This is a genomic window from Streptomyces sp. NPDC026672 (assembly GCF_040638185.1).
GTDB lineage: Bacteria > Actinomycetota > Actinomycetes > Streptomycetales > Streptomycetaceae > Streptomyces.
Window position 1 is genome coordinate 102,335 of the sequence record NZ_JBEZXS010000018.1, and the last position, 21,715, is coordinate 124,049.

Consider the following 21,715-nt stretch of genomic DNA (forward strand, 5'->3'; position numbering starts at 1 on the left):
CCGTGCTGCGTGCCTTGCCCCGCTGCCGTTCCAACCTAATTGATCAGGGCGCGGCGTGAGCGGTCGTCGCGCCGTCCTCGGGGGCAACAACAGGTACGTCCCGCTTGCTCCCGGGTATCAGCGCGGTGACGGCGAGGGCGAAGAAGAAGGCGGCGAGCAGCGCGGGCGTGCGCGGTCCCAGGGCGGCGGCGACCGCACCGCCGAGGAGCGCGCCCAGGGGTGCCCCGGCGACCCCGAGGGTGCGGAAGGCGGCGGCGACCCGCCCCAGCATCCCGGCGGGGGCACGCTGCTGCATCAGGGTCGTGGTGTTGACGTTCCACACCATGCCCATGAACCCGAAGACGGCCATGGCGGCGACCAGGGCGGCCAGGCCCGGCGCACAGCCCATGACGACGAGCGCGCCGGTCTGCACGGCCCCGGCCAGCAGCACCGCCCCCGTCCGCCCCGTCCGGGCGACGAGCCGGCCGCCCAGGACACCGCCGGTGAGGCCGCCCACGGTGTACGCGGTGGTCGCCGCCGCGTAGCCCGCGGTGCCGGCGTGCAGGCGGACGGTGACCAGGAGCACCAGGGTGGCGATGAGCGCGCCCATGCCGACATTGCACAGGGCGGTGGCCGTGCACAGCCGGCGCAGCGCCCGGTCCCGCCACAGGGTGCGCAGTCCCTCGGCCATGTCGTGGCGCAGGGTGGCGCCGGCCGGTCTCGGCGCCCGCTCGGGCGGCGCGGTGCGCAGGGAGGCGACCAGGGCGGCGGCCAGCAGGAAGGTGGCCGCGTCGGCGGCGAACGGGAGGGCCGCGCCGACGGTCAGCAGCAGCGGGACGGCGGGGGCGCCGAGCAGACCGCCCGCGACGCGCTGCCCGGTCATCAGCCGGGCGTTGGCGCCGCCGAGGGCGTCCGTGTGCACCAGGGCGGGCAGCAGGGCCGTGGCGGCATTGTCGAAGAGGGTCTGGAGCGTGGTGAGGGCGAAGGCCAGCACGATGAGCAGGCCGACGGAGGCGTGCCCCAGCGCGACGGCGACCGCGAAGCCGGCGACCAGCAGTCCGCGGACCGCGTCGACCGTCCACATCGCGCGCCGCTGGTCCACGCGGTCGGCGACGGCGCCGCCGAGCAGGCCGAAGACGATCCAGGGCAGCTGCCCGCAGGCGGTGACCGCGGCGATGAGCAGCGGGTCGTGGGTCAGCGTGACCGCCAGCAGGGGCAGCGCGGCCGTGCGCAGGGCGTCGCCGAAGCTGGAGAGCACGGCGGCGCTCCACAGCCGTCCGAAACCCCCGCGCCACGCGGGCGCGCCCGCCCCCACCGCCTCGACCGCCGTCACTGCTCCCCCTCACGATGCGTCCGTGTCACCCACCGTAGGGGGCGCCACTGACAATCGGCCGGGGCGTGGGCGGCGGTATGCGGAGGGCGGTGTGGCGAGACGGCTCCGGCCGGGCGCCCTCGGGCCCCCGGCCGGTGTCAACTGCTAGATCTCGCCCCGAAGTTTGGCGAGCGCCTCGGCGAGGATCGCCTCGCCGTCCGCGTCGCTGCGCCGCTCCCGTACGTACGCGAGGTGCGTCTTGTACGGCTCGGTGCGCGGCGGGTCCGGCGGGTTGTCCCGGTCCTGTCCGGCGGGGAAGCCGCAGCGCGGGCAGTCCCAGGTGTCGGGGACCTGCGCGTCGCTGGCGAAGCTGGGCTGCGTCTCGTGCCCGTTGGAGCACCAGAAGGAGATGCGCAGACGGGGCGCGGACTCGCCCCGCTCGGCCTCGCCCATCGGCCCCGCCCCGACCCGGCTTCCTCGGATCGCGTTGCCACTTGCCACGGTCGTAACTCCCTGCGTGATGGTGCCGCAAAGCGAGTCGGCGTTCGCTTCACTGCGAGCGCCTAAGTCTACGTAAGGCCCAACGCGCGTCCAGTGATGGGAGTTACAGCCCCCGCACCTAGACGCAAGCCCCATGATAGGCCGCGCTCACGGGCGCGTACCGAACATGGGGCCTTACGTGCGGAATGTGCGTGTGGAACGTGCGCTCAGTTGTTCGTCTTCATGATGAGGCCGAGGACGATGATGCACGCGAACCACAGCAGACCGATCACCAGGGTGATCCGGTCGAGGTTGCGCTCGGCGACCGAGGAGCCGCCGACGGAGGACTGCATGCCGCCACCGAACATGTCGGAGAGGCCGCCGCCCTTCCCCTTGTGCATCAGCACCAGCAGCATCAGCAGCAGGCTGAAGACGATCAGGGCGATCGAGAACCCCAAAACCACGGCTGGACCAACTTCCTCGGATTCGGATGGACGACGGGGGCACGGCACCGGGCCATGCCCCCGCAAGAGTACGACGGATCGTCGCTACCGCATACTCACTGGTCGCGCGACCACCCGCGTCACTGGTCGCGGAAGCGCACGATCTTGACGAACTCGTCGGCGTCCAGCGAGGCTCCGCCGACCAGGGCGCCGTCGATGTCGGCCTTGGCCATGATCTCGGCGACGTTGCCGGACTTCACGGAGCCGCCGTACTGGACGCGGACCTTGTCGGCCACGTCCTGCGAGTACAGCTCGGCGATCCGCGCGCGGATCGCGGCGCAGACCTCCTGGGCGTCGTCGGCGCCGCAGACCTTGCCGGTGCCGATGGCCCACACGGGCTCGTAGGCGACCACGACCGTCTCGGCCTGCTCGGCCGTGACGTCCTTCAGGCCGCCGTCGAGCTGGGCGAGGGTGTGGGCGACGTGGTTGCCCGCCTCGCGGACCTCCAGCTCCTCGCCGACGCACAGGATCGGGGTCAGGCCGTGCTTGAAGGCGGCCTTGACCTTGGCGTTGACGGTCTCGTCCGTCTCCTGGTGGTACTGGCGGCGCTCGGAGTGGCCGACGACCACGTAGGAGCACTTCAGCTTGGCCAGCATCGGGCCGGAGATCTCGCCGGTGTAGGCACCGGAGTCATGGGCCGAGACGTCCTGGGCGCCGTACTTGATCTTGAGTTTGTCGCCGTCGACGAGGGTCTGTACGGAGCGCAGGTCGGTGAAGGGCGCGAGGACCGCGACCTCGACGGCCTCGTAGTCCTTGTCGGCCAGGGCGAAGGCGAGCTTCTGGACGTGGGCGATGGCCTCCAGGTGGTTGAGGTTCATCTTCCAGTTGCCCGCCATGATCGGCGTGCGGGTGCTCATCGAGGTCAGTCCTCCAGTGCGGCGAGGCCGGGGAGCGTCTTGCCCTCGAGGTATTCGAGGGAGGCGCCGCCGCCGGTCGAGATGTGGCCGAATGCGGTCTCGTCGAAGCCCAGCAGGCGCACGGCCGCGGCGGAGTCGCCGCCGCCGACGACCGTGAAGGCCGGGGAGTCGATGAGGGCCTGGGCGACCGCCTTGGTGCCCTCGGCGTAGTCGGGGTGCTCGAAGACGCCCATGGGGCCGTTCCAGAAGACGGTGGCCGCGTCGGCGAGCTTCGAGGCGTACAGCTTGCGGGACTCAGGACCGATGTCCAGGCCCAGCTGGTCGGCCGGGATCGCGTCCGCGGCGACGGTGGAGGGGTTCGACGGGGCCTTGGTCTTCAGGTCCGGGAACCCGGGGGCGACGAGGACGTCGAGGGGGAGGACCAGCTCGACGCCGGTCTTCTCCGCGCGCTCGATGTACTCGGTGACGGCCGGCAGCTGGTCCTCCTGGAGGAGGGACGTGCCGATCTCGTGGCCCTTGGCCTTGAGGAAGGTGTAGACCATGCCGCCGCCGATGAGGAGGCGGTCGGCCTTGCCGAGCAGCTCGTCGATGACGGCGAGCTTGTCGGAGACCTTGGCACCGCCGAGGACGACGACGTAGGGGCGCTCGACGTCCTTGGTGAGCTTCTTGAGGACGCCGACCTCGGTGGCGATGAGGTGACCGGCGTAGTGCGGCAGCCGGGCCGGGAGGTCGTAGACGGAGGCGTGCCTGCGGTGCACGGCTCCGAAGCCGTCACCGACGTACACGTCCGCGAGGGCGGCGAGCCGGTCGGCGAACTCGCCGCGCTCGGTGTCGTCCTTGGACGTCTCGCCGGCGTTGAAGCGCAGGTTCTCGATGACGGCGACCTGGCCCGGCTGGAGGCCGTCGACCGCGTCGTGGGCGGCCGGGCCGACGGTGTCCTGGGCGAACGCGACCGGGGCGCCGAGGAGTTCGGCGAGGCGCTCGGCGGCCTGCAGCAGCGAGAAGGCCGGGTCCGGGGCGCCCTTGGGGCGGCCGAGGTGCGAGGCGACGACCACCTTGGCGCCCGCGTCGGCGAGGGCCTTGACGGTGGGCAGGACGGCGCGGATGCGGCCGTCGTCGGTGATGAGGCCGTCGGCCATGGGGACGTTGAGGTCGGCGCGGACGAAAACGCGCTTGCCGTCGACGCCTTCGGCGAGCAGTTCGTCGATGGTCTTCATGAGGGGACTCCTGAGGAGGGCTCTTGATCGTGGGAGGGCCGACCGGCCGGTGCGCGGCCGGTCCGTACGTGCGTCAGGGCTCGGGCGGCGTGTCCGCTGCCCGAGCCCTGGTGGCGCATCAGGTGCCTGCTCTGCCGATCAGAGCTGGTTGCCGACGAAGACCGTCAGGTCGACGAGGCGGTTCGAGTAGCCCCACTCGTTGTCGTACCAGCCGAGGATCTTCACCGAGGTGCCCTCCTGGACCATGGTCAGGGAGGAGTCGAAGGTGCAGGAGGACGGGTCGCTGACGATGTCCGAGGAGACGATCTGGTCCTCGGTGTAGGTCAGGTAGCCCTTGAGATCGCCCTCGGATGCCTTCTTGAACGCGGCGTTGACCTCGTCCTTGGTGACCTCGCGGGACAGCTGGACGACCAGGTCGGTGGCCGAGCCGGTCGGGACCGGGACGCGCATCGCGATGCCGTCGAGCTTGCCCTTGAGCTGGGGGAGCACGAGCGCGGTGGCCTTGGCGGCGCCGGTCGTGGTCGGGATGATGTTCTCCGCGGCGGCGCGGGCGCGGCGCAGGTCGGAGTGCGGGAAGTCCAGGATGCGCTGGTCGTTCGTGTACGCGTGGACCGTCGTCATGAGGCCCTTGACGATGCCGAAGTTCTCGTCGAGGACCTTGGCCATGGGCGCCACACAGTTGGTGGTGCAGGAGGCGTTGGAGATGACGTGGTGGTTGGCCGCGTCGTACTTGTCCTCGTTGACGCCCATCACGATGGTGATGTCCTCGTCCTTGGCCGGAGCCGAGATGAGGACCTTCTTGGCGCCGCCCGCGAGGTGCTTCTCGGCGTCGGCCTTCTTCGTGAAGATGCCGGTCGACTCGATGACGATGTCGACGCCCAGCTCGCCCCAGGGGATGTCGGCCGGGTTGCGCTCGGAGAGCACCTTGATGGTGTGACCGTCGACGGTGATGGTGTCGGCGGTGTGCGAGACCTCCTGCTTCAGACGACCCAGGATGGTGTCGTACTTGAGCAGGTGAGCGGTGGTCGCGGTGTCACCCAGGTCGTTGACAGCCACGATCTCGATGTCTGCACCCTGCTCCAGCAGCGCGCGGAAGTAGTTACGTCCGATGCGGCCGAAGCCGTTGATGCCTACGCGGATCGTCACGAACCGATCTCCTCGTTGGTACGCCGGCTCTCGTCGCCGGCGAGCTGTTTTGGGATGTCCCCGACCACCCCTGACCCTACCTCCCTGAGGCTCCCGAGGTGACATCAGATGCCCCCTTGACGGCAGTGCGGTCCGTACCCGCGAGTAGGGGTACGGACCGCACGAGGCCGAGCGTCATATTGTCCTGTTACGACATGGAACGCCGACCGTTTTGAACGGACCTGTCACTCGTTCGAGAGAGGGTCGGCTCACTTGTCGAGTGCCGCCAGCGCCCTGCCCAGGAGCGCCGTCCGGTCGGCCGCCGCGGTGACCTGCTCCAGGCCGAAGCCCAGCAGCACGGTGTCGTCCGTAGTGACCGCTCCGAAGGTCCGGAACAGGGTTCCGGTACGCGCCCAGTCCTTGAGGACGGCCGGGCTGCCCGCGGGCGGTCCTGCGACGCTCCAGGGACCCAGGGACGTCTCGAAGCCCTCGGTGTCCCGGGCCGCGCCGCCGACGACGAGCGAGGCGTCGTCGACGAGGACGCCGTGTCCGCCGCTGCCCGGGTCGGTGACGTAGGTGATCGAGAGCTCGACCGACTTGCCCGCGTAGGCGCTCAGGTCGAAGGAGACCTGCTGCCAGCCGTCGGAGCTGCCGGTGAGGCTGTTCCAGGAGCCGCTGGTGCCGGTGGCGGTGCAGGCGCCGTCGGCGAGCGTCAGGTAGTGCGTGAGCCAGGGGTGCTCGTTGATCAGGAACCCGGCCCCGCACTCCGTCGGCACGGTGCTGCGGCTCGCGCCGCCCGCCTCGGGGAGGGTGGTCCAGTCGTCGGAGCCGACGGTGCGGGCCTCGACGATCGCGTGGTCGTAGCCGGGCTCGGTGTCCCACAGCATCCGGGTGCTCAGGGCCGGCGCGTCGGCCGCGGTGACACCGCCGAGGTCCACGGTCCGGGTGAGTCGCTTGTAGCCGTCGTCGGTGTGCACGGCGGCGGCCATGGAGGAGCCGCTGTAGGGCCCGTACGGGTTGACGGTGCCGGCGAACTGACCGGCGCCCGCGCTGGCGAACTGCGGGTAGTCGTCCACGGACAGCTCGTCCGAGGTGACGCCGTAGGTGCCGGCCCGGTCGAGCGGGTTGCCCGGCGCCGCGCCGAGGGCGCCGCTGAAGCCGTCGAGCGCGCCCGCGCCGGTGAAACCGGTGGCGCCGGGCGTCGACGTCCGGGAGTAGGCGCCCAGGTAGTACTGGCTGAAGTCGTCCGAGCGGTTGCCGCCGCCGAGGTCGACGCTGCCGCCGGCCAGCTCGCCGGCCTCGATCAGCTTGCCGCCCTCGTTGAGGTAGGCGCGCAGCTGGAGCTGGGTGGCGTTGGCGGGGCCGGCCGTGCCCGAGTAGTGCACGACGGTCCCGAAGTGCTTGAGCACGCCCAGCGCGTCGGGGGCGCCCTGGGTGGCGACGTCCCAGACGAGTGCCCGGCGGCCGTTGGCCTTCAGCGCGTCGACGTAGGTCTGCGCCTGCGTGGCGGCCGTGCCCTCCTCGGCGACGACGAGGACGTCGGCCCGGGGCCGCTCGGCCACGGTGTAGGTGAAGTGCGCGCTGGAGACCTTCTTGCCCTGCGCGGTCTCACCGGTGAACCACACCTCGACCCGGTCGCCGACGTCGCCGTCCTGGACCTCGGCCCGGTACTCGTCGAAGTAGAGGTTGTCCTCACCGCCGTAGGTCTCGCCGCCCTTCCAGGGCTTCAGCGCCTGGTCCCAGGTGCGGCCGCCGTTGACTCGGTACTTGAGCTCCTTGTCGCGCACGGCCTTGCGCACGACGACGGAGACCTCCTGGTCCGCGCCGCGCGCGTACGACGTGGAGAACGCGGCCGGGGTGAAGTCGGCGGCCTCGAGACCGACCGTGGAGGCCGGCTTGTCGGGGTGCGCGGCGGTCTCGGCGACGGAGAGCGCGAAGGGGACGTTCTTCTCGAACTCCTCCTGGATCAGCTTCTCGTCGTCGGGGAAGTTGAAGACCGACCGGCAGTCGGAGGCGTTCCAGGCGTCGTCCGGGTCGACGGCCGAGGCGGTCTGGCAGGTCGACATCTCGGGGGTGAACATCGCCATGCCGTTGACGTTCGACGCGTGGCCGTCCGCCTCGCCGTTGGTGGTGTACAGCTCGGAGGAGACCTGCGAACGGTAGCCGGGGATGGCCGGGTTGTCCGGGGTGCCGGCGAGCGCGGTGTAGAGGACGTCGTCCGGGGTCGGGGTGGCCACCTGCCAGCCGACACCGTAGAGCAGGAGTTCGGCGGCGGAGTGGTAGTTGATGCCGTACCTGAACCCGACGCGCTTCTCGAAGGCGTCCAGGGCCTTGGTCTCGGGCTCGGAGCCGGGGCTCGCGCCGCGGTAGGTCTCACTGGTGGGGTTGGGCGACGAACCCTCGTCGTCGTAGCCCCACTTGTAGGAGAAGTTGCGGTTGAGGTCGACGCCGTCGCCGGTGGAGATGGCGCCGTCGCCGTTGACGTCCCGCAGGTTCTTGCGCCACAGGCGGTTGTCGGGGTCCTGGAACGTGTAGTCGTAGCCGTCGGGGTTCGCCGAGGGGACGAACCACAGCTCGGTCGAGTCGACGATCTTCTTGACGCGCTTGTCCGTCTTGTAGCCGTTCACGTAGTAGTGAAGCAGCCGCCGGGTCATCTCCGGGGTGATCCACTCGCGCGCGTGCTGGTTGGACATGTACAGCACGGCGGGCTTCGAGCCGTCCTTCGACTTCTTCGCGTTCTTGGTCAGCTTGAGCGCGAGGATGTCCTGTCCGCGCACGGTCTTGCCGATGGACTCGACCTTGGTGATACCGGGGTTGTCCTGGGCGGTGCGCAGGAGCTCCTCGGCGATGCCGCCGCTTCCGCCGTACGGCCGGAACACGCCCTCGGCCGCGCCTTCGACACGCGCCTCGGCCTTGGCCGAAAGTGTGTGCTCGGTGAGGCCGACGCCCTGCTTCCGGAGCTTCTGGGCCTGACCGTCCGTGAGGTAGAGCTCGACGGAGGCCCGGTCCCCGTCGGCCGCCCGCTCGCCGAGCTCATGGCCGTCCTGGCCCGCTTCGAGGAGCAGGGGGACCTGCTTCTCGGTGACCTCGGCGTGGAAGACCTTGACCTCGTCCGGGTCGGGCTTGGCAGGGCCCGCGTCCTGCGCCTGCGCGATGGGCGCGAGACTCGCGCCGCCGATCAGGAGTGCGCCGAGGGCGAGGATCGATCTCGCTCTGTGTCTCATGTACCCCCCTAGCCGTGGTCCGCCCCAGCGGCGAACCATGCCAGGCTCATGACACTTCATGATCGAGTCAAGAGCACTTCATGGACAGGTAAACGCCGGTGCCGACGACCGAACCGGGCGCCGACACCACCGAGTTGAACGACCGCGGCTAACCGACGAGGTTGTCGGCCAGCTCCTCGCTGAGGTTGGCCTCGGTGCCCGGGATGCCGAGGTCCGAGGCGCGCTTGTCGGCCATCGCCAGCAGCCGGCGGATACGCCCGGCGACGGCGTCCTTGGTCAGCGGCGGGTCGGCGAGCGCGCCCAGCTCCTCCAGGGATGCCTGCTTGTGCTCCATGCGCAGCCGGCCCGCGGCCGCGAGGTGCTCGGGCACCTCGTCGCCGAGGATCTCCAGGGCGCGCTGCACCCGGGCGCCGGCGGCCACGGCGGCGCGGGCCGAACGGCGCAGGTTGGCGTCGTCGAAGTTGGCGAGGCGGTTGGCCGTGGCCCGCACCTCGCGGCGCATCCGGCGCTCCTCCCAGGCCAGCACGGACTCGTGCGCGCCGAGCCGGGTGAGCAGGGCGCCGATGGCGTCGCCGTCGCGGACGACGACCCGGTCCACGCCGCGCACCTCGCGGGCCTTCGCGGCGATCGACAGCCGGCGGGCGGCGCCGACCAGGGCGAGCGCGGCCTCCGGGCCGGGGCAGGTCACTTCGAGGGAGGAGGAACGGCCGGGCTCGGTCAGCGAGCCGTGCGCGAGGAAGGCGCCCCGCCAGGCCGCCTCGGCGTCGCAGGTCGCCCCCGAGACCACCTGCGGGGGCAGCCCGCGGATCGGCCGGCCGCGGCCGTCGACCAGCCCGGTCTGCCGGGCCAGCTGGTCACCGCCCGCGACGACGCGCACGACGTAGCGCGAGCCGCGGCGCAGCCCGCCCGGCGCCATCACGATCAGCTCAGAGCTGTGCCCGAAGATCTCCAGGATGTCCCGCTTGAGACGGCGGGCCGCCATCGCGGTGTCCAGCTCCGCCTCGATCACGATGCGTCCGCTCACCAGGTGCAGGCCGCCGGCGAACCGCAGGATGGCCGAGACCTCCGCCTTCCTACAGCAGGTCCGGGTGACGGGGAGCCGGGAGATCTCGTCCTTCACCGCTGCCGTCATCGCCATGGGCCGATCCTTCCATGCATCCGAAAAATACGGTCGTACGCGGCGGCCAACAGCTCCGGGTCGTGCCGGGGGGAACCGTCGGTCCGGGCCACCGGAGCCAGCTCGACCGCGGCTCCGAGCCGCTTGGCGGCCTCGCTGAGCGAGTCGCGGTCGGGCACGGCGGCCTCGTCGGCCAGCACCACGTCCAGGGCGAGTTTAGGGGCGTGTCGCCCCAAAACCTCCAAATGACGCTGCGGGGAGAAGCCCTCGGTTTCTCCGGGCTGCGGGGCGAGGTTCAGGGACAGCACCCGGCGGGCCTTGGTCGCCGTGAGGGCGTCGAGCAGCTCCGGGACCAGCAGATGCGGGATGACCGAGGAGAACCAGGATCCGGGGCCGAGAACCACCCAGTCGGCGTCCAGGACCGCCGCGACGGCCTCGGGGACGGCGGGCGGGTCGTGCGGCACGAGGTGCACCGACTGCACCTCGCCGGGCGTGAGCGCGACGGTCGCCTGCCCGCACACGGTGTCCACCTCGTCCGGGGTGGCCGGGTCGTGCCCCTTGACCTGGGCCTGGAGTTCCAGCGGCACGGCGGACATGGGCAGCACACGGCCGTGCGCGCCGAGGAGCTTGCCGACCAGGTCGAGCGCCTGGACGTGATCACCGAGCTGCTCCCACAGGGCGACGATCAGGAGGTTGCCGACCGCGTGGTCGTGCAGGTCGCCCTGGGTCTGGAAACGGTGCTGGATGACCCGGGCCCAGGTCTGGCCCCAGTCGTCGTCCCCGCACAGCGCGGCGAGGGCCTTGCGCAGGTCACCCGGGGGCAGCACCCCCAGCTCGTCGCGGAGCCGGCCGCTGGAGCCGCCGTCGTCGGCCACGGTGACGACGGCCGTGAGGTCGCCGGTGATCCGGCGCAGCGCGGCGAGCGAGGCGGACAGGCCCATGCCGCCGCCGAGGGCGACGACCTTGGGCTGGGTGCCGCGCCGGCGCGGCCGGCCGCCGCGGGCCTCGGCCGGACGTCCGGCGCGCGCCTCGGCGGAGCGGCTGGCACGAGCCTCGGGCACGGCCCGGCGCAGTCGGCTCAGCCGCGATGTACGTTCCGTCATTCCCGTCCCATGTCCCGGTGCACGACCACCGTCTCCACGCCCTCGGCCGCGAGCCGCGCGGCGAGCTTCTCCGACATCGCCACGGACCGGTGCTTGCCGCCGGTGCAGCCGATGGCGATGGTCACGTAGCGCTTGCCCTCGCGGCGGTAGCCGGCGGCGATGAGCCGCAGCAGCTCGGCGTAGCGGTCGAGGAACTCCTTGGCGCCGGGCTGATTGAAGACGTACGCCGCGACCTCCTCGTTGAGGCCGGTGTAGGGGCGCAGCTCCGGGACCCAGTGCGGGTTGGGCAGGAAGCGCATGTCGGCGACGAGGTCGGCGTCGACCGGCAGGCCGTACTTGAAGCCGAAGGACATCACCGTGGCCCGCAGCTCGGGCTCCTCGTCGCCGGCGAACTGGGCGTCCATCTTGGCGCGCAGCTCGTGCACGTTGAGGCTGGAGGTGTCGATCACCAGGTCGGCGTCGCCGCGCAGCTCGCGCAGCAGCTCGCGCTCGGCGGCGATGCCGTCGACGATGCGGCCGTCGCCCTGGAGGGGGTGCGGGCGGCGCACCGACTCGAAGCGGCGCACCAGGGCCTCGTCGGAGGACTCCAGGAAGACGATGCGCCGGGTGACGCCCCGGGTGTCGAGGTCGGCGAGGGACTCGCGCAGGTTGTCGAAGAAGCGGCGGCCCCGGACGTCGACGACGACCGCGATCCGCGCCACGTTGCCCTGCGAGCGGGCGCCCAGCTCCACCATGGTGGGGATGAGGGCGGGCGGGAGGTTGTCGACGACGAACCAGCCGAGGTCCTCCAGACACTTGGCGGCCGTCGAGCGGCCCGCTCCGGACATGCCGGAGATGATCACCAGCTCGGGGATGGCCGCGTCGGGGACCGCGGCCGTCGTGGCGTCCGTACTCACCTGTGCTCCGTTTTCCTGGGCCGTCTGCCGCGGCTGCTCGGCGCCGGTCTCGCCGGGCGCGCGATCTCGTTCCGGTGTGTGCCTTGCCTCGTGCTCGGTCATGTCTCCTGCCCCCGTCGTTCGTCCGGGACGCCCGCGGTCACGGGGTCCCCCGAGGAACCCGCCGCCGTCACGGGCGCCTCGTCTTCCATGTCATCCATGATCTCTCCGGTCGCCGTGTTGACGGCGGGTGCGGCCGGGGCCGTCCGGGCGAGGGCCGCGGCGATGGTCTCCGCCGTCTTGCGGCCTATCCCGGGCACCTCCTGGATCTGGTCGATTGTGGCGGACCTGAGCTTCTTCACCGAGCCGAAATGCTTGATCAACGCCTGTTTGCGTGTCTCGCCGAGGCCCGGCACGTCGTCCAGGGGGCTCGCGCGGAAGCGCTTGGCCCGTTTGGTGCGCTGGTAGGTGATGGCGAAGCGGTGGGCCTCGTCGCGCACGCGCTGGAGCAGATAGAGGCCCTCGCTGGTGCGGGGCAGGACGACCGGGTCGTCGTCCTGCGGCAGCCAGACCTCCTCCAGGCGCTTGGCGAGGCCGCAGACGGCGATGTCGTCGATGCCCAGCTCGTCCAGCGCCCGCTTGGCCGCCGCGACCTGTGGCTGCCCGCCGTCGACCACGACGAGCTGGGGCGGGTAGGCGAACTTCCTGGGACGGCCGTCCTCGTCCTTCAGCCCGTTGCCGTCCTCGTCCACCCACTCGCCGGTCTTCTCCTTGTCGGCGAGGTAGCGCCGGAAGCGGCGGGTGATCACCTCGTGCATGGAGCGGACGTCGTCCTGGCCCTCGAAGCCCTTGATCTGGAAGCGGCGGTACTCGCCCTTGCGCTGGAGGCCGTCCTCGAAGACCACCATGGAGGCCACGACGTCGTCCCCCTGGAGGTGCGAGATGTCGTAGCACTCGATCCGCAGGGGCGCGCTGTCCAGGTCGAGGGCGTCGGCGATCTCCTCCAGGGCGCGGGAGCGCGTCGTCAGGTCGGAGGCGCGCTTGGTCTTGTGCAGGGCGAGTGCCTGCTGGGCGTTGCGCTGCACGGTCTCCATGAGGGCCTTCTTGTCGCCGCGCTGCGGTATGCGCAGCGACACTCCGGAACCACGGCGGTCGGTCAGCCATTCCTGCACGGGCTCCACCGGCTCGGGCAGGGCGGGGACCAGGACCTCCTTGGGGACGCCCTCGCCGCTCTCCTCCCCGTACAGCTGCTGGAGCGCGTGCTCGACCAGGGCGCCGGTGGTGACCTCCTCGACCTTGTCGGTGACCCAGCCGCGCTGGCCGCGCACCCGTCCGCCGCGGACGTGGAAGATCTGGACGGCGGCCTCCAGCTCGTCCTCGGCGACCGCGATGAGGTCGGCGTCGGTCGCGTCGGCGAGCACGACCGCGTTCTTCTCCATGGCCTTCTTCAGGGCCTCGATGTCGTCGCGCAGCCGGGCGGCCCGCTCGTACTCCATCTCCTCGGCCGACTCCATCATCCGCTTCTCCAGACGGCGGAGATACGTGCCGGTGCGGCCGACCATGAAGTCGCAGAACTCCTCGGCCAGTTCGCGGTGCTCCTCGGCGGTGACCCGCTCGACGCAGGGGGCGGAGCACTTGCCGATGTACCCCAGCAGGCAGGGGCGGCCGGTGCGGGCGGCGTTCTTGAAGACGCCGGCGGAGCAGGTGCGGACGGGGAAGACGCGCAGCAGCAGGTCGACCGTGTCCCGGATGGCCCAGGCGTGTCCGTACGGCCCGAAGTACCTGACGCCCTTCTTCTTGTGACCGCGCATCACCTGCACACGCGGGAACTCCTCGTTCATCGTCACCGCGAGGTAGGGGTAGCTCTTGTCGTCGCGGTACTTGACGTTGAACCGGGGGTCGAACTCCTTGATCCAGGAGTACTCCAGCTGCAGGGCCTCGACCTCCGTGGACACCACGGTCCACTCCACGGACGCGGCCGTGGTGACCATCGTGCGGGTGCGCGGGTGGAGGTTCGCCAGGTCCTGGAAGTAGTTCGCCAGGCGCTGGCGCAGGCTCTTCGCCTTTCCGACGTAGATCACCCGGCGGTGCTCGTCGCGGAACTTGTAGACCCCGGGGGTGTCCGGGATCTCACCCGGCATGGGGCGGTAGCTGGAGGGGTCGGCCATGTCTCACACCCTACTGTCGTGGGCGGACACTCCGACGGGCCTGTGGACAGCCGACGCGCCGGGTCGGAAGCGGTCGGGCGCCGCGGGGCGGAGCCTGTGGACGGCCGCGGGGCTGGGCCCGTGGACGAGGACGTCCGTCGGCCGTCGTGGGGAGGGGCAGGGGCAGCCGTCCGGCCGGAGACCGGCGTCGGCCAGTTTCGGGTGCGCCCTCGGTGATCACCGGGCGGAGCGCGTCCGCCGTCCCGTCGGCCGTCGCCGCCGGAAGGGGACGTGGAAAGCGCTCACCGGGTGCCGGTCGCCGGGCCGGCACGGGGGCGGTGATCCCGCCCCGGAGGGTCGCCGCTCGGCCACGTGTTCGCCGCGGTGGGGCCCGAGGTGTTGTCGGGGATGGGTCAACACGCTTCAATGCGGGGGAACTCGGGGCCGTGAACCAGGCGGCCGGACTCGACGTACGGATCCGCGCGCCCCGGCGCCGACGGGTGGGCCCCGACGACTCGCGCCAACGGTCTGACCAGCCGTGGACATTCACAGAAAGGCCCCTGTGCAATGCGGCACGCCTCACAGCACACGGACGTCGCCACCGAGGAACTGGACAGCGCCCTGCGCGGCGGCCCGTTCCACGTCGCGCTGCGCGCCGCCATCGCCGCACGCGGGCTGCCGCTCCAGCGCGTCCAGCACCATCTGTCGCGCCACGGGGTCAAGGTCGGCGTCACGAGCCTGAGTTACTGGCAGCAGGGCGCCCGGCGCCCCCAGCGCCCCGAGTCGCTGCGGGCCGTGCGCGCCCTGGAGGAGATCCTGCGCCTGCCCGACGAGTCGCTGATCCGGCTGCTCACCGAGAGCGACACCCGCGCCACCGACGATCGCCCCGCCTCCCGCTCCTACCGCGCCCTGGTCGAGGCCACCGGTGTCCTCGACCGGCTCCAGGCCGACCTGGGCTGGTCCCTCGACGGCGGGCTCCACACCCTCGGCCACCACGAGCGCATACGGATCGGAGCGCGCCGCGAACTGGCCCAACGCGAGTCGCAGCACATCGTGCGGGCCCACCGGGACGGCGTGGACCGCTTCGTCACCGTCCACCACGGCGACCCCGGCTGCGCACCCGAGCGCATGACCGTCCGCGCCCTGGAGAACTGCCGCACCGGACGCGTCCGCGTGGACCGGGACACCGGCATCCTCGTGGCCGAACTCCTCTTCGGCCACCGGCTGCACGTCGGCGACACCTATCTGTTCCGCTACGCCGTCGAGGACGGCACCGCCGGGGCCTCCCGCGAGTACGTGCGCGGCTTCACCTTCCCCGGCGGCCAGTACGCCCTCCAGGTCGGCTTCGACGCCGGTGCCCTCCCGGTGCGCTGCCACCGCTTCACCCAGCACTCGGCGGCGGCACCGCGCAGCGGCCGTCACGAACTGCCCCTCACCAGCCCACACCGCTCGGTCCACCTGGTCGAGCCCCGGGTGCGGCCGGGTGTCGTGGGGATCGGCTGGGACTGGGAGTGACCGGACCGGGACGGAAGGGGAAGGGGAAGGGAGAGGACGAGGGGGCTGCGGCTCCCCCGACGTCCCGTGCTCAGGCGCTGCCCGGGCCGACGACGATCCTGCCGCCCTCGGTCCTGACCGGCAGTGCGTTCAGCGGCACCGTCGCCGGGTCCCGGACCACCTTTCCGGTGAGGGCGTCGAACTCACTGCCGTGACACGGGCAGATCAGCGTCGTCCCCCGGAGCTTGTTGATGGCGCACCCCGCGTGTGTGCAGACCGTGCTGTACGCCTTGAGGGCGCCCTGGGTGTCCCGGCCGACCACCACGTTGTGTTCCCGGTAGAGCTTGGCGCTCCCCTCGGCGACCTCGTTCTCGGCTCCCAGGTCCACCGGCGCGGTCGGCGTCGCGTCGGCCGTCATGCCGCCCCCGGGCGCGGAGCAGGCGGCGATCCCGAGCCCGGCGATCGGAGTGACGGCGGCGCCGCGCAGGACGGTACGGCGGCTCGCGGAGAGTCGGGCGGGCATGGGGTCTCCACTGGTCGGGGGCGGTACGGCAGCCCGACGATACCGGGGGGAATCATCCCGGATCCGGGCGGGTGGGACCTGGGAACGGGATCCGGGCGGAGACGGCCCGACACGAGGCGGTTCGGGTGTGGCGTGGGGACGTAAACGCTTGCGCAAGCGTTTACGCGCGGCCTCGGATGAGATACCTTCCCGGCCAGAAGGCCGCCGGACCGTCAACGATGCCGCCCTGGGGAGGGAACCGTCATGCCCACGATGGCCGACGTCGCACGCAGTGCCGGAGTCTCCGTGGCGACTGTGTCCCATGTGCTGAACGGCACGCGGCCCGTGCTGCCCCACACCCGCCAGGCCGTCCTGGACGCCGTCGACACGCTCGGTTACACACCCAACACCCTCGCCCGCTCCCTGGTGACCTCCCGCACCCGCTCCATCGGGCTCGCGGTGTCGGCGATCAGCAATCCGTACTTCACGGAGATCGTCCAGGGCGTGGAGGCAGGGGCCCTGGAGGCGGGCTACAGCCTGCTCATCGCCGACCCGCACGACGACCCCGGGCACGAGCGCAAGGTCGTCCAGCTGCTCCACGAGCGCCGTGTCGACGGCATGATCGTCGCCCCCTCCGCCGAGCCGGGCGACCTCGTCGCCTATCTGCGCCGGCACGCCGTGCCGACCGTGTTCCTGGACCGCCTGGTCGACCTCGGTGCCGAGGACTCGGCGGACAGCCCGCGCTTCGACCAGGTCGGCGCGGAGAACGAGGAGCCCATGGCCCGGCTCGTCACCCACCTCGCCGGGCTGGGGCACCGCCGCATCGGCCTGGTCGCGGGGCTGCCCGGACTCAGCACCACCAGCGAGCGGATCGCCGGCCATCGCCGTGGCCTGGCCGCCGCCGGCCTGCCCCACGACGACCGCCTCGTGGTCTCCGGCAACTCCGAGTCCGGCGGCGCCGAGCGGGCCACCGCCGCCCTGCTCTCCCTCGCCGAGCCGCCGACGGCGCTGGTCACCGCCAACAACGCCATGACCATCGGCGCACTGCGCGCACTGCGCGACCGCGGCCTGTCCGTGCCCGACGACATCGCCCTGTGCTGTTTCGACGACTTCGCCTGGGCCGATCTGTTCTCGCCCCGGCTCACCGCGATCGCCCAGCCCGGCCGGGAGATCGGCGCGCGGGCCGTCCAGGTGCTGCTGGAACGCCTTGCCGCGCCGGACCGCCCGGCGAGGACCGTGCGACTGCCGTGCGCCTTCGTGCACCGGACGTCGTGCGGGTGCGCGGAACCGCCCGACGGGACGGCCGGGGGCGACGGACACTCCGCGCGGTCGCCTCGTATCGAGCCGTACCCGTCGCCTCGTATCGAGCCGTACCCGTCCGTCCGGCTGCCCCCGGAACCGGACCGGAGCGAGCAGTCCGGCCGGTCCCAGCAAGCCGAGCAGTCCGAGCAGGTCAGGAAAGGAAGCGTCTCGTGATCGTCGTCGCCGGTGAGGCACTGATCGACCTGGTACCGCAGGGCCCCGGCGCCCTCGCCGGGCTGAAGCCGGCGCTCGGCGGTGGCCCGTACAACACCGCCGTGGCCCTGGGCCGGCTCGGCTCCCCCACGGCCTTCTGCTCCCGCGCCTCGAACGACGCCTTCGGTGAGGCGCTGCTCGACGGGCTGCGCGGCGCGGGTGTGGACGTCTCGGGCGTCCAGCGGGGCGCGGAGCCGACCACCCTCGCGGTCGCCACCGTCGACGGAGAGGGCTCGGCCGCCTACTCCTTTTATGTCGAGGGCACCGCCGACCGTCTGTTCTCGATGCCCGTCGCTCTGCCGGACACAACGCGCGCGGTGTCGTTCGGCACCTGTTCGCTCGTCCTGGAACCGGGGGCGAGCGCCTATGAGGAGCTGATGCGGAGCGCGGCGGGGCAGGGGCTGTTCACCGCGCTCGACCCGAACATCCGGGCCGGTCTCATTCCCGATGCCGACGCCTACCGGGAGCGCTTCAGGGGCTGGCTGCCGTCGGTCACGCTGCTGAAGCTCTCGGAGGAGGACGCGGAGTGGCTGGGCGGCACCCCGCGCGAGTGGCTGGCCGCGGGCCCCTCGGCCGTGGTGATCACCCGGGGCGGTGCGGGACTGACCGTGTTCACCCGGGACGGGGCGGAGTATGCCGTGCCGGGTGAGAAGGTCGCCGTCGTGGACACGATCGGCGCCGGGGACACGGTGAACGCGGCCCTGCTGCACGGACTCTCGGTGCGGGACGCCCTCTCCACCGGGTCTCTCGAAGGGCTGGGCGCGGACGGCTGGACACGGCTGCTGCGGTTCGCGGGGCGGGCGGCGGCGATCACTTGTTCACGGGCGGGTGCGGAGCCGCCGTACGCCGCAGAGTTGGGGGACTTCTAGCGGGGTGAGGCGCGGAACCGGGTCGGGATTCGCTCTCGGTTCTGTTGTCAAGGTACGGCCGGATCGGCGGTGCGTGGGACCGACCGTGCGCGGATCCGGTGTGGTTGTTGGTGGAACGAGCGGCGCCCCGCGAGGAGTTCCCGCGGGGCGCCGTATTTTTGAGGACTTGTCAGGACCGGGGCTTTCCGGGTATCAGGACCTCGCCCGCGTCGTCTTCTTCGCGGGTGTCGTCTTCTTCGTGGCCCCGGCGGCCTTCTTGGTCGCCGTGTTGTTGGCCGTCCTCGCCGTGGCCGTCTTCTTCGCCGCCGCCTTGCGCGGGGCCTTCACCGAGGCCGCGTCGCTGATCCGGTCGGCGCCGAGGACCTCGCGCAGGAACTTGCCGGTGTGGCTGGCCGGAACGCCCGCGACCTCCTCCGGTGTGCCCTCGGCGACGACGAGGCCGCCGCCCGCGCCGCCCTCCGGGCCCATGTCGACGACCCAGTCGGCGGTCTTGATCACATCGAGGTTGTGCTCGATGACGATGACCGAGTTGCCCTTGTCGACCAGGCCGGACAGCACCTTCAGCAGCTTGCTGATGTCCTCGAAGTGCAGACCGGTGGTCGGCTCGTCCAGCACGTACACCGTGCGTCCGGTGGAGCGGCGCTGGAGCTCGCTGGCGAGCTTGACGCGCTGGGCCTCACCGCCGGAGAGCGTGGTGGCGGACTGGCCGAGCCGGACGTAGCCGAGGCCGACGTCCTTGAGCGTGTTGAGGTGCCGGGCGATCGCGGGGACGGCCTCGAAGAACTCCGTCGCCTCCTCGATCGGCATGTTCAGGACCTCGGCGATGGACTTGCCCTTGTAGTGGACCTCCAGGGTCTCCCGGTTGTACCGGGCGCCGTGGCAGACCTCGCACGGGACGTACACGTCCGGGAGGAAGTTCATCTCGATCTTGATGGTGCCGTCGCCCGCGCAGTTCTCGCAGCGGCCGCCCTTGACGTTGAAGGAGAAGCGTCCGGGCAGATAGCCGCGGACCTTCGCCTCGGTGGTCTCGGCGAACAGCTTGCGGACGTGGTCGAAGACGCCGGTGTACGTCGCCGGGTTGGACCGCGGGGTGCGGCCGATGGGCGACTGGTCGACGTGCACGACCTTGTCGACGAGGTCGTCGCCCTCCACACGGGTGTGCCGGCCCGGCACGTTCCGGGCGCCGTTCAGCTCGCGGGCCAGGTGCGTGTAGAGGATGTCGTTGACCAGTGTCGACTTGCCGGAACCGGACACGCCCGTGACCGCCGTGAACACGCCCAGCGGGAAGGACACGTCGATGTCCTGGAGGTTGTTCTCCCGGGCGCCGTGGACCGTCAGCATGCGGGACGGGTCGTGCGGGCGCCGGACGTCGGGCAGCGGGATCGACTTCTTGCCCGCCAGGTACTGGCCGGTCTGCGACTCGTCGTTGACGAGCAGCTCCTTCAGGGAGCCGCTGTGCACGACCTTGCCGCCGTGCTCGCCCGCGCCGGGGCCGATGTCGACGACCCAGTCGGCGACCTTGATGGTGTCCTCGTCGTGCTCGACGACGATGAGCGTGTTGCCCATGTCGCGCAGCCGGACCAGGGTCTCGATCAGCCGGTGGTTGTCGCGCTGGTGGAGTCCGATGGACGGCTCGTCCAGGACGTACAGCACGCCGACGAGTCCGGAGCCGATCTGGGTGGCGAGCCGGATGCGCTGGGCCTCGCCGCCGGAGAGCGTGCCGGCCGCGCGGTTGAGCGAGAGGTAGTCCAGGCCGACGTCGACCAGGAAGCGCAGCCGCTCGTTGACCTCCTTGAGCACCCGCTCGGCGATCTTCTTGTCGCGCGCGCTGAGCTTCAGCTCGCCCAGGAAGTCCGCGCAGTCGCTGATGGACATGGCGGAGACCTCGGCGATCGACCTCCCCATGACCGTGACCGCGAGGACGATGGGCTTCAGCCGCGTGCCCTCACAGGTGGGGCAGGGCACCTCGCGCATGTAGCCCTCGAAGCGCTCGCGGCTGGCGTCGCTCTCCGCCTCGCTGTGCCGCCGTTTGACGAAGTTCACGGCGCCCTCGAAGGACGCCATGTACACGCGCTCGCGTCCGTACCGGTTGCGGTAGCGGATCTCGATCTGGGTCCGGTGGCCGTACAGCAGGGCCTTCCTGGCGCGCTGCGGCAGGCCCGCGAACGGGATGTCCGTACGGAACCCGAGGGCGTCGGCCAGGGCGTTGACCTGGCGGTCGAAGTAGTCCTTGGTGTGGCCGTGCGACCAGGGGTGGATGGCGCCCTCGTCGAGGGACTTGTCCTCGTCCGGGACGATCAGCTCCGGGTCGACCTCCATGCGCGTGCCGATGCCGGTGCAGTCCGGGCAGGCGCCGAAGGGCGAGTTGAAGGAGAAGGAGCGCGGCTCCAGCTCCTCGAAGGACAGGTCGTCGTACGCGCAGTAGAGGTGCTCGGAGTACATGCGCTCGCGCTCCGGGTCGTCCTCGGGGAGGTCGACGAAGTCGAGCACGACCATGCCTCCGGAGAGGCCGAGCGCGGTCTCCACGGAGTCGGTGAGCCGGCGCTTGGCGGAGTCCTTCACCGTGAGACGGTCGACGACCACCTCGATGGTGTGCTTCTCCTGCTTCTTCAGCGTGGGCGGGTCCGACAGCTGGACGGTCTCGCCGTCCACACGCGCGCGGCTGTAGCCCTTCGTCTGGAGGTCCGCGAAGAGGTCGACGAACTCGCCCTTGCGCTCGCGCACCAGCGGCGACAGCACCTGGAAGCGGCTGCCCTCGGACAGTTCGAGGACCTTGTCGACGATGGCCTGCGGCGACTGGCGCGAGATCGGGCGGCCGCACTCGGGGCAGTGCGGCTTGCCGATGCGCGCGAAGAGCAGACGCAGGTAGTCGTAGACCTCGGTGATGGTGCCGACCGTCGAGCGCGGGTTGCGCGAGGTCGACTTCTGGTCGATGGACACCGCCGGCGAGAGGCCCTCGATGAAGTCCACGTCCGGCTTGTCCATCTGGCCGAGGAACTGCCGGGCGTACGACGAGAGCGACTCCACGTAGCGCCGCTGTCCCTCGGCGAAGATGGTGTCGAAGGCCAGCGAGGACTTGCCCGACCCCGACAGGCCCGTGAAGACGATGAGCGAGTCGCGCGGCAGGTCGAGCGAGACGTTCTTCAGGTTGTGCTCGCGCGCGCCACGGACGATGAGACGGTCGGCCACGCCGGTCCGCACCTTTCTTGAGAGAAGTGACAGGGGCGAGGCCCCCGTCCTTCTTCAGACTAGGGGGAGCCACTGACAACGCCGGTCGGATTCCCGTTTGCGTAACAATCCCGGGCCATCCAGCATGCCCGACGCCGCTCCCGACGATATAGCACGCGCATTCGATTTGCGGCGTCGGTCCACCACCTTCACCCGAAGGTGTGGCGG

16 protein-coding genes are annotated in these 21,715 nt (G+C 71.2%); 3 read left to right on the forward strand and 13 right to left on the reverse strand.

All coding sequences use genetic code 11. The features are described 5' to 3' along the window. Positions 1-43: 43 nt before the first annotated feature. The 11 genes from AB0F77_RS21890 to uvrC all read right to left on the reverse strand — a co-directional run bounded on the left by AB0F77_RS21890 (position 44) and on the right by uvrC (position 13,960). Complete coding sequence (locus tag AB0F77_RS21890) at positions 44-1,312, reverse strand: MFS transporter (protein ID WP_361951040.1); 1,269 nt, start codon at positions 1,310-1,312, stop codon at positions 44-46. A 144-nt stretch (positions 1,313-1,456) separates the two neighbouring features. Continuing rightward, positions 1,457-1,792: an RNA polymerase-binding protein RbpA gene (locus AB0F77_RS21895; RefSeq protein WP_003957010.1), complete on the reverse strand. Its 336-nt coding sequence runs from the start codon at positions 1,790-1,792 to the stop codon at positions 1,457-1,459. A 206-nt stretch (positions 1,793-1,998) separates the two neighbouring features. Continuing rightward, positions 1,999-2,235, reverse strand: a complete 237-nt coding sequence (gene secG, locus AB0F77_RS21900) for a preprotein translocase subunit SecG (protein WP_361951043.1) — start codon at positions 2,233-2,235, stop codon at positions 1,999-2,001. A 119-nt stretch (positions 2,236-2,354) separates the two neighbouring features. Then, on the reverse strand, positions 2,355-3,131 hold the full coding sequence (tpiA, locus tag AB0F77_RS21905; protein WP_361951046.1) for a triose-phosphate isomerase: 777 nt from the start codon (positions 3,129-3,131) through the stop codon (positions 2,355-2,357). A 5-nt stretch (positions 3,132-3,136) separates the two neighbouring features. Beyond that, a complete protein-coding gene (locus AB0F77_RS21910; RefSeq protein ID WP_361951049.1) occupies positions 3,137-4,348 on the reverse strand; it encodes a phosphoglycerate kinase in 1,212 nt (403 codons plus the stop codon). A 138-nt stretch (positions 4,349-4,486) separates the two neighbouring features. Next, entirely contained in the window at positions 4,487-5,494 is a 1,008-nt protein-coding gene (gap, locus tag AB0F77_RS21915; protein WP_361951052.1) for a type I glyceraldehyde-3-phosphate dehydrogenase, read from the reverse strand. Positions 5,495-5,742: 248 nt separating this feature from the next. Then, a complete protein-coding gene (locus tag AB0F77_RS21920; RefSeq protein ID WP_361951055.1) occupies positions 5,743-8,697 on the reverse strand; it encodes a M14 family zinc carboxypeptidase in 2,955 nt (984 codons plus the stop codon). A 148-nt stretch (positions 8,698-8,845) separates the two neighbouring features. After that, positions 8,846-9,835, reverse strand: a complete 990-nt coding sequence (gene whiA / locus AB0F77_RS21925) for a DNA-binding protein WhiA (protein WP_030347991.1) — start codon at positions 9,833-9,835, stop codon at positions 8,846-8,848. Beyond that, a complete protein-coding gene (gene yvcK / locus AB0F77_RS21930; protein ID WP_361951058.1) occupies positions 9,826-10,917 on the reverse strand; it encodes a uridine diphosphate-N-acetylglucosamine-binding protein YvcK in 1,092 nt (363 codons plus the stop codon). The genes whiA and yvcK overlap by 10 nt, the downstream gene beginning before the upstream one ends. Continuing rightward, positions 10,914-11,915, reverse strand: coding sequence for an RNase adapter RapZ (gene rapZ, locus AB0F77_RS21935; protein WP_361951061.1), 1,002 nt, complete (start codon positions 11,913-11,915; stop codon positions 10,914-10,916). Before rapZ ends, yvcK begins: the two co-directional genes overlap by 4 nt. Continuing rightward, positions 11,912-13,960, reverse strand: coding sequence for an excinuclease ABC subunit UvrC (gene uvrC / locus AB0F77_RS21940; RefSeq protein WP_361951064.1), 2,049 nt, complete (start codon positions 13,958-13,960; stop codon positions 11,912-11,914). Before uvrC ends, rapZ begins: the two co-directional genes overlap by 4 nt. Before the next feature lie 546 nt (positions 13,961-14,506). On the opposite strand from uvrC, the gene AB0F77_RS21945 reads away from it, so the two are divergent. Beyond that, on the forward strand, positions 14,507-15,454 hold the full coding sequence (locus tag AB0F77_RS21945; RefSeq protein ID WP_361951067.1) for a hypothetical protein: 948 nt from the start codon (positions 14,507-14,509) through the stop codon (positions 15,452-15,454). A 70-nt stretch (positions 15,455-15,524) separates the two neighbouring features. Here the strand turns inward: AB0F77_RS21945 and AB0F77_RS21950 are convergent, their stop codons facing one another. Further along, entirely contained in the window at positions 15,525-15,956 is a 432-nt protein-coding gene (locus tag AB0F77_RS21950; RefSeq protein ID WP_361951070.1) for a Rieske (2Fe-2S) protein, read from the reverse strand. A 243-nt stretch (positions 15,957-16,199) separates the two neighbouring features. On the opposite strand from AB0F77_RS21950, the gene AB0F77_RS21955 reads away from it, so the two are divergent. Together AB0F77_RS21955 and AB0F77_RS21960 are read left to right on the forward strand one after the other, a co-directional pair. Then, a complete protein-coding gene (locus AB0F77_RS21955) occupies positions 16,200-17,411 on the forward strand; it encodes a LacI family DNA-binding transcriptional regulator (protein ID WP_361951073.1) in 1,212 nt (403 codons plus the stop codon). Continuing rightward, on the forward strand, positions 17,408-18,319 hold the full coding sequence (locus AB0F77_RS21960) for a carbohydrate kinase (RefSeq protein WP_361951076.1): 912 nt from the start codon (positions 17,408-17,410) through the stop codon (positions 18,317-18,319). Before AB0F77_RS21955 ends, AB0F77_RS21960 begins: the two co-directional genes overlap by 4 nt. 192 nt (positions 18,320-18,511) lie before the next feature. Here AB0F77_RS21960 and uvrA read toward each other — a convergent pair whose 3' ends face one another. Then, complete coding sequence (uvrA, locus tag AB0F77_RS21965) at positions 18,512-21,508, reverse strand: excinuclease ABC subunit UvrA (RefSeq protein ID WP_361951079.1); 2,997 nt, start codon at positions 21,506-21,508, stop codon at positions 18,512-18,514. Between the last annotated feature and the right edge of the window lie 207 nt (positions 21,509-21,715).

What these genes read in the sequence shown, in the direction of transcription:
- AB0F77_RS21945 (WP_361951067.1), top strand. Translation starts at nt 14,507, where the DNA reads ATGCGGCACGCCTCACAGCACACGGACGTCGCCACCGAGGAACTGGAC.
- tpiA (WP_361951046.1), bottom strand. Translation starts at nt 3,131, where the DNA reads ATGAGCACCCGCACGCCGATCATGGCGGGCAACTGGAAGATGAACCTC.
- AB0F77_RS21910 (WP_361951049.1), bottom strand. Translation starts at nt 4,348, where the DNA reads ATGAAGACCATCGACGAACTGCTCGCCGAAGGCGTCGACGGCAAGCGC.
- AB0F77_RS21955 (WP_361951073.1), top strand. Translation starts at nt 16,200, where the DNA reads ATGCCCACGATGGCCGACGTCGCACGCAGTGCCGGAGTCTCCGTGGCG.
- rapZ (WP_361951061.1), bottom strand. Translation starts at nt 11,915, where the DNA reads ATGACCGAGCACGAGGCAAGGCACACACCGGAACGAGATCGCGCGCCC.
- AB0F77_RS21920 (WP_361951055.1), bottom strand. Translation starts at nt 8,697, where the DNA reads ATGAGACACAGAGCGAGATCGATCCTCGCCCTCGGCGCACTCCTGATC.
- yvcK (WP_361951058.1), bottom strand. Translation starts at nt 10,917, where the DNA reads ATGACGGAACGTACATCGCGGCTGAGCCGACTGCGCCGGGCCGTGCCC.
- whiA (WP_030347991.1), bottom strand. Translation starts at nt 9,835, where the DNA reads ATGGCGATGACGGCAGCGGTGAAGGACGAGATCTCCCGGCTCCCCGTC.
- uvrC (WP_361951064.1), bottom strand. Translation starts at nt 13,960, where the DNA reads ATGGCCGACCCCTCCAGCTACCGCCCCATGCCGGGTGAGATCCCGGAC.
- AB0F77_RS21950 (WP_361951070.1), bottom strand. Translation starts at nt 15,956, where the DNA reads ATGCCCGCCCGACTCTCCGCGAGCCGCCGTACCGTCCTGCGCGGCGCC.